The sequence below is a fragment of the Intrasporangium zincisolvens genome (assembly GCF_034724055.1).
Taxonomy (GTDB): Bacteria; Actinomycetota; Actinomycetes; order Actinomycetales; family Dermatophilaceae; genus Monashia; species Monashia zincisolvens.
Genome location: NZ_JAWIIL010000005.1, coordinates 350159 through 356978, shown reverse-complemented (window position 1 = coordinate 356978; position 6820 = coordinate 350159). Strand labels below are relative to the sequence as shown.

The following is a 6820-nucleotide window of genomic DNA, read 5'->3' as shown; positions in this document are numbered from 1 at the left end:
CCAGCACCACGCCGCTACGACGACTCACCGCCACCGTTCTGACGCGTCCTTGGGGCGGGTGTCAGGACGCGGCCTGCAGCGGGTCGGGCAGGCGCAGCACGCCCTCGGCGGTGGCAACGTGGAACCCGAGCAGCCGCATCCCGGCTTGCCGGCACGTCCGGATCGCCGCCTCGTGCCACTCTCGGTCGGCGTCGGTGGCCCGGACGCCGTGCGCGCGGCCCCGGCCGACGAGCACCGAGCCGCCGGACTCCCGCAGCATCGGGGCGACGGCGCGAAGAAGGTTCACCAGACCGCCCGGGTCAGCGTCCTCGGCCACCTCTCCGACGAGGACGGGCTGCACGCCGCGGTCCTCGCTGTCGCAGATCATGACGGCGAGGCAGCCGCCGGCGCGGTCGCCCTCACCGATGATGAGGTCGATGACGTCACCGGCAACCACAGGGTCGGTGAGTGGGATCTCGTTGGCACGGTCCGGAAGGTCTTCGAAGGTCATGCCCGTCATGCTGGTGCGGACCCAGGCGCCCCCGCTCGAGTTGTCCCCAGCCCCAGCCCCAGCCCTGGCCCCAGCCCCAGCCTGAGGCCGTGCACCATCGCGGCCGTCAGATCCCGAGCCTGGCGGCCACCTGGGCGCCGCCGATCTCGCGGATGAACTCCGGGTCGCCGACGACGACGAGCTGGTCGGTGGCCCGTGACATGCCGACGTAGAGCATCTCGCGAGCGCGTTCGGTGTTCTTGGCGTTGACGCACAGCACGACCGCTCGACGCTCCAGGCCCTTGCAGCCGAGGACGTGCCCGTAGAAGACGTCGTCGTTGTCCCAGAAGGACTTCCAGTACCCGACGTGACCGCGGGCCTCCTGGCGCTCCACCTGGGCGGGATGGCGCGACCCCATCGTCAGCAGGGCCACGTGCTCCGGCTCCCAGCCGGTCTCGAGCAGGAGGTCGACCTGGTCGTCCGCCGTTCCCAGCGCCTCCTCGCGTGAGCACGGCACGAACCTCACGTCCGCACCGTCGCCACCGCGCAGCTGCATCCGCATCGGCGCGAGCGGCCCGAAGGCCCGGGCGATCTGCTGGGTGTTGCGCAGGTTGTGGTCGAGGACCAGCGGCACGAGGGGCACCGGCGGCTGGCCGAAGCGCGCGAAGATGCGCTGGTTCTCGTCGGAGTAGACGTAGAGGCCGCCATCGTCCTCGTCCCGCAGCGCCTTCATGAGCGGGAACCACCAGTGGTCGGCGAAGTCCTGCGCCTCGTCGACGATGACGGCGTCGAACTTCTTTCCCTCGGGTAGAGACGTCGCGATCTCCGTCATCCGTGCCGCGAGGTCCCGCTCCCAGAACTCGGCGTCGTTGCGGTCGTGGGACGCCGTGTCGATCCCCCACTCGTTCGCGAGGTCCTCGAAGGAGCCGACGAAGGCCGGCCGATGCCGGCGCGGCACGCCCTCGAGCTGGCGCTTGAAGTACTGCGACAGGCCGATGGAGTAGCAGACGAGCGCGACGCGCTGCGCGTGACGCTCGCCCTGGCCGCGCGTCAGGTCCTTGGCCTGGGTCAGCGCGAGGATCGTCTTGCCGCTGCCGGCCCCACCGCGGATCTCCATGCGGTTGATGAGGCGGGTGGCCTGCAGGAGAGTGGCCTGCTCCTGGGTGAGCCGGTCCGCGACCGCCTCGCGGTCGTCCGCATCCGCTGTGATGTCAGGGGCGGGAAAGCTTCTGCCCGTGAGGATCTCGACAATGAGGTCGACATCGTCCTGGGTCGGCACGCGCTGCTCGTTCTCTTGGCGAGCCGCGACGTCTCGGACGCGCTCGGCGAGGCGGTCGAGGTCTCTGCTGCCGCTGATCATCCAGCGTGGACACTCCGTGGTGGCGAAGTCGTCGGCGACGTCAGTAAACGGCACGACAACCGCATGACCGAAGCGCACCCTGCTGCGATGGTTCTTCCAGCGGGGGTCGGCCTCGATGAACTCGCGCAGGGCGTACTTGCCGTCACGGCACTGCTCGACGGGGCGCACACGGCTCCTCCGGGCGCCGCCACCTGACCACCACCGCCCCTGCGCGTCGACCGACACGCTGCCACCCTTCACCTCGATGACGACGATGCCGACGCCGGGCATGAGCACGACGATGTCGAGCTCGTGGTCCTTGCGCTGCGACGTGAGCCTCAGGTTGGGCAGCAGGACCGTGCCGTCCGCCACCGTGCCGCTGAGTCGCTCCCACACGAGACGCTCCGACTCGTGCGCGAACCGCGCACCCTCCCCCTGTGCCATGGCCGCAGGCTAGCCATCGGTGCCGACGAGGTGGGGCACCTCGGACGTCTGCCGCGCGGCGCGTCGACCGGGCAATGCAGCCAACTGGGCTGCGTGGAGAGCACATCCGCCAAACCGGTCCCGGCCGGGGAGCGCGAGCGTACGCTCGAAAGTCGTGTGGATTTCCTGCTCCGCATGCATGAACGACCCGAGCGAGGCCCGCGCGACACGTCGGTGCAGTTACCCCACTCGGAGGTGCTCATGCGAAAGATCATCGCCACCGGCGGGGCCGCAGCCATCGCTGCCGCCCTGCTGAGTCTGCCAGGAGCCGCGAACGCCGCCTCTTCTGACACCCGCCAGGTCCCTTCGACCGGCTCGACATCCATCCGATCCCTCGCCAGCGGCGCGGACGGGCTGCAACAGCCCGAGCTCCGGGCGGGCCCTGACGACGAAGGTCCTGCCATCCCATCCACCCGACCCGACCCGAACTTCAAGCGCGGCATCTTTCCCAAGCACCCGCTCGATGCCCCCGTCGTGGCATCCAGTGCGGTCGCGGCCACCAACCCGGCCGTGCAGGCCAGCATCCAAGGCCTCAACCACCGCGACCAGCGGCTCGCGAACGGCGGCAACCAGTTCTCCCTCGAGCCGCCCGACCAGGCCCTCTGCGTCGGCAACGGCTTCACCGTCGAGTCCGTCAACAGCGTGCTGCGGGTCTACAACGCCAACGCCGCGCCCGTAACCGGCGTGCAGGACCTCAACACGTTCTTCGGCTACCCGGCCGCCATCAACAGGACGACCGGTGCCGTCGGCCCCAACGTCATCGACCCGGTCTGCCACTACGACCCCGACTTCAACCGGTTCGTCGTGGCCATCACGACCCTCGACGTCGACGCGAACGGTGACTTCAACGGCAAGAACACGATCGATGTGGCCGTCTCGAACACCGGGGACCCGACGGGAGCCTGGACCGTCTACTCCGTCCCGGCGCAGAACGACGGGACCGACGGCACGCCGAACCACCACTGCACCACCGACGGCACCACGCCTGGACCGTGCTTCCAGGACTACCCGCACATCGGGGGCGACGCCAACGGCATCTACATCACGACGAACGAGTACGACCTCTTCGGCCCGAACTACAACGCCGCGCAGGTCTTCGCGTTCTCCAAGAGGCAGCTCTCCGAGCACCCGGCGTCCCTCGGCGTGACCCTGGTCCAGAACCTTGACCTCGCGGGCACGCCCGGCTTCACGGTCTGGCCGGCCACGTCACCGGCGAACCAGTACGCCACCGACGCGAACGGCACCGAGTTCATGCTGAGCTCGGTCGCGGGTGACGGCTCCGAGACCGGCAACCCCACGGGCACCGCCAGGCGGATCGGGCTCTGGGCGCTGACGAACACGGCGTCTCTCGACGCGGCCACGCCCAACCTCGGGGTGACGAGCCGCACCGTCACGAGCCAGACGTACGTCTTCCCACCGAAGGTGCAACAGAAGCCCGGGAACATCCCGCTCGGCGAGTGCATCAACGACACGACGACTGTCGTCCTCGGACTGACAGGGTGCTGGCAGCTGTTCTTCGCCCCCGCGGACGAGCCGGCACACGACGAGGTCATCTCGAGCCCCGACGCCAACGACACCCGCATGCAGCAGACCTGGTACACCAACGGAGTGCTGTGGGGGGCCCTCGACACCGCGGTGCGCGTCAACGGCGTCATGCGGGCCGGCATCGCGTGGTTCTCGCTGCAGCCGACGATCAACGGCGCCGGCAAGGTCGGCGGGAGCATCAAGAAGCAGGGCTACCTGGCACTCGCCGACAGCGACCTGACCTACCCGGCGATCACGATGCTGCCCAGCGGGCAGGGCGCCATGGCCTTCACCGTGGCCGGACCGAGCCACTACCCGAGCGCGGGCTACGTCCCGATCTCGTCCACGGGCACGGTCGGACCGATCCACATCGTCGGCGAGGGTCTCGGCCCGGCCGACGGGTTCACCAGCTACAAGGCATTCGTAGGCACGCCGATTCGCACCCGCTGGGGCGACTACGGCGCCGCCGTCACCGACGGCCGCTCGATCTGGATGGCGTCGGAGTACATCGCCCAGACGTGCACCTTCCAGCAGTACGTCGCAGCGGCCTTCGGCAGCTGCGGCGGCACGCGGACGTCACTCGGCAACTGGTCGACGCGGCTGACGAAGATCACGCCGTAGTGTTCGGCTGACACCGGGCCACGTGTGCCGCCCAGCCATGCGAATCCGGCTGGGCGGCATACGTGCTCGGTGACGAAGGCCGTCAGGCGACGCGAGTCTTCGGTGCGTTCTCGGCCGTGCGGGCCGGGTCACGCTCGACGATGTCGCCGAGGGCGTCGTCGATGCGCGCCATGAGCTCGGGCTCGAGCGTCACACCGGCGGCCTTGACGTTCTCGGCCACCTGCTCGGGCCGCGAGGCGCCGACGAGCGCGGCAGCGACGTTCTGGTTCTGCAGCACCCACGCGACCGCCAGCTGGGCCATCGAGAGCCCGGCCTCGTCGGCGACCGGCTTCAGCTTCTGCACGCGGGTCAGGACGTCGTCGTTCATGAACCGCTTGATCATGTCCGCGCCACCCTTCTCGTCGGCGGCGCGCGTCCCGGCCGGAGGCTGCTGGCCCGGCTGGTACTTGCCGGTGAGCACGCCCTGCGCGATGGGGCTCCAGACGATCTGGCTGACGCCGAGCTCCTCGCACGTCGGCACGACCTCGCCCTCGATGACGCGCCACAGCATCGAGTACTGCGGCTGGCTCGAGATCAGCTGCACGCCAAGGTCTTTCGCGAGTGCGTGGCCGGCGCGGATCTGGTCAGCGGTCCACTCGCTGACGCCGATGTAGAGGGCCTTGCCCTGGCGGACGACGTCGGCGAATGCCTGCATCGTCTCCTCGAGCGGCGTCTCCGTGTCGTAGCGGTGGGCCTGGTAGAGGTCGACGTAGTCGGTCTGGAGGCGCTGCAGCGAGCCGTTGATCGACTCCATGATGTGCTTGCGGGACAGGCCGGTGTCGTTCTTGCCGCCCGGGCCGGTGGGCCAGTAGACCTTCGTGAAGATCTCGAGGCTCTCGCGCCGCTCGCCCTTGAGGGCCTCGCCGAGGACGCTCTCGGCCTTGGTGTTCGCATAGACGTCCGCGGTGTCGAACGTGCTGATGCCGGCGTCGAGCGCGGCCCGGACGCACTGCGTCGCGACGTCGTTCTCGACCTGCGAGCCGTGGGTGAGCCAGTTGCCGTAGGTGATCTCGGAGATCTTGAGTCCGCTGTTGCCGAGGTAACGGAAGTTCATGCTGCCCACCGTATGCCCGGCCCTCGCCGCACCTCGCCCCGCCTCCTGGCGCGTGCCGACAGGACACGCGTGGGTACGGGGCCGTCATGGCACGACACTCAGAGACACCGCTCCCGCTGCCGACCCGCATCGCCGTCGCCCTGGAGGACGACGCGCGGCTCGACCGCGCCACGGCACTGGCCGCGAAGGTCACGGCACCGCTCGGACGCGGAGCCGCAGCGTCCGTGCTGAGCGGCCGCTGGTTCGGCCACGCGCTGCACCCGGCGCTCACGGACGTGCCCGTCGGACTCTTCACCGCGGCCGGGGCGCTCGACGCGCTCGGCGGCGTCCGGTCGCGCGATGCCGCCCAGCGGCTCCTCGGGCTCGGACTGCTCGCCGCCGCGCCGACGGCCGCCTCCGGCTGGACGGAGTGGCACGCGGCAAGCCAGCGGGACCGACGCGTCGGCGTCGTCCACGCGGCCCTCAACGCCGCGTCGCTCGCCGCCTACACGGGCTCGTGGCTGACGCGTCGGCGCGGTCAGCACACATCGGGCGTCGCGCTCGCGCTCGTGGGTTCGGGCCTCGCCGGCGCGGCCGCCTACCTCGGTGGACACCTGGCCGGCGCCCGCGGCGTGGCGACCCGCCACCCGGCCCTCACGCAGAGGAACGAGCAGATGACCGACCCTCGCCCGGCGCCCGAGCCCACGACGGCTCACGACGTCATCGAGGCGATCACCGCCCAGCACGGCGAGATCACGCGTCTCGTCGCGGCCGTGCACGCCGCCGACCAGGCGGGCAGGCCCGACGCGCTCCGCCGCCTGCTCGCCTACCTGGCCGGGCACGAGGCCGTCGAGGAGGTCCTGCTGCACCCCCGTGCAGGGACGACGGCGGATCCGGACGCCGGCGCTGAACGGATCGCCGAGGAGGAGGGCGTCGGCCAGCAGATCCGGCGGCTCGAGGACACCGGCACGGACTCCCCCGTGTTCCTGACCCAGTTCGGCCTCATCGAGGAGGCCATCACCCAGCACGCACGGGCCGAGGAGGAGCGGGAGCTCCCCGTCCTCCTCGAGGACCTCGGCGCGACGGACGCGGCGCTCGTGGTGCAGGCGCTGCGGCAGCAGGCGTCCGCAGCGGAGCATCGGACGGGATCGTTCTCGGACATGCTCCAGACAGCCACCCACGACGTCCGCGGCCTGGCCGCCCGGGGCTGACACGTCGCTGCCGCGGTCCGGAATCTTCATCTGGGCTCGAACGTTGCTCAGGTGACGATTCCGGGCATGAACGTGCAGGAACCGGACCGCAGTCTGAGGAG

General features: G+C 70.4%; 5 protein-coding genes. 2 read left to right on the top strand and 3 right to left on the bottom strand.

Going from position 1 to position 6820, the window contains the following annotated elements; all coding sequences use genetic code 11:
- Positions 1-61 precede the first annotated feature (61 nt).
- Both RY076_RS15985 and RY076_RS15980 read right to left on the bottom strand, forming a co-directional pair.
- On the bottom strand, positions 62-490 hold the full coding sequence (locus tag RY076_RS15985) for a hypothetical protein (protein WP_323099824.1): 429 nt from the start codon (positions 488-490) through the stop codon (positions 62-64).
- 106 nt (positions 491-596) lie between these two features.
- On the bottom strand, positions 597-2252 hold the full coding sequence (locus RY076_RS15980; RefSeq protein ID WP_323099822.1) for a nuclease-related domain-containing DEAD/DEAH box helicase: 1656 nt from the start codon (positions 2250-2252) through the stop codon (positions 597-599).
- 174 nt (positions 2253-2426) lie between these two features.
- On the opposite strand from RY076_RS15980, the gene RY076_RS15975 reads away from it, so the two are divergent.
- Positions 2427-4436, top strand: coding sequence for a hypothetical protein (locus RY076_RS15975; protein ID WP_323099821.1), 2010 nt, complete (start codon positions 2427-2429; stop codon positions 4434-4436).
- 82 nt (positions 4437-4518) lie between these two features.
- On the opposite strand, the gene RY076_RS15970 is transcribed toward RY076_RS15975, so the two are convergent.
- Entirely contained in the window at positions 4519-5529 is a 1011-nt protein-coding gene (locus RY076_RS15970) for an aldo/keto reductase family protein (protein ID WP_323099820.1), read from the bottom strand.
- 86 nt (positions 5530-5615) lie between these two features.
- Between RY076_RS15970 and RY076_RS15965 the strand changes: the two genes are divergently transcribed.
- Positions 5616-6719 carry a hemerythrin domain-containing protein gene (locus RY076_RS15965; RefSeq protein WP_323099819.1) on the top strand — a complete coding sequence of 368 codons (1104 nt, stop codon included), beginning with the start codon at positions 5616-5618 and terminating at the stop codon, positions 6717-6719.
- The last annotated feature ends 101 nt before the right edge of the window (positions 6720-6820 follow it).

Coding starts and splice junctions, on each gene's coding strand:
- RY076_RS15970 (WP_323099820.1), bottom strand. CDS start 5,529: ATGAACTTCCGTTACCTCGGCAACAGCGGACTCAAGATCTCCGAGATC.
- RY076_RS15985 (WP_323099824.1), bottom strand. CDS start 490: ATGACCTTCGAAGACCTTCCGGACCGTGCCAACGAGATCCCACTCACC.
- RY076_RS15980 (WP_323099822.1), bottom strand. CDS start 2,252: ATGGCACAGGGGGAGGGTGCGCGGTTCGCGCACGAGTCGGAGCGTCTC.
- RY076_RS15965 (WP_323099819.1), top strand. CDS start 5,616: ATGGCACGACACTCAGAGACACCGCTCCCGCTGCCGACCCGCATCGCC.
- RY076_RS15975 (WP_323099821.1), top strand. CDS start 2,427: ATGCATGAACGACCCGAGCGAGGCCCGCGCGACACGTCGGTGCAGTTA.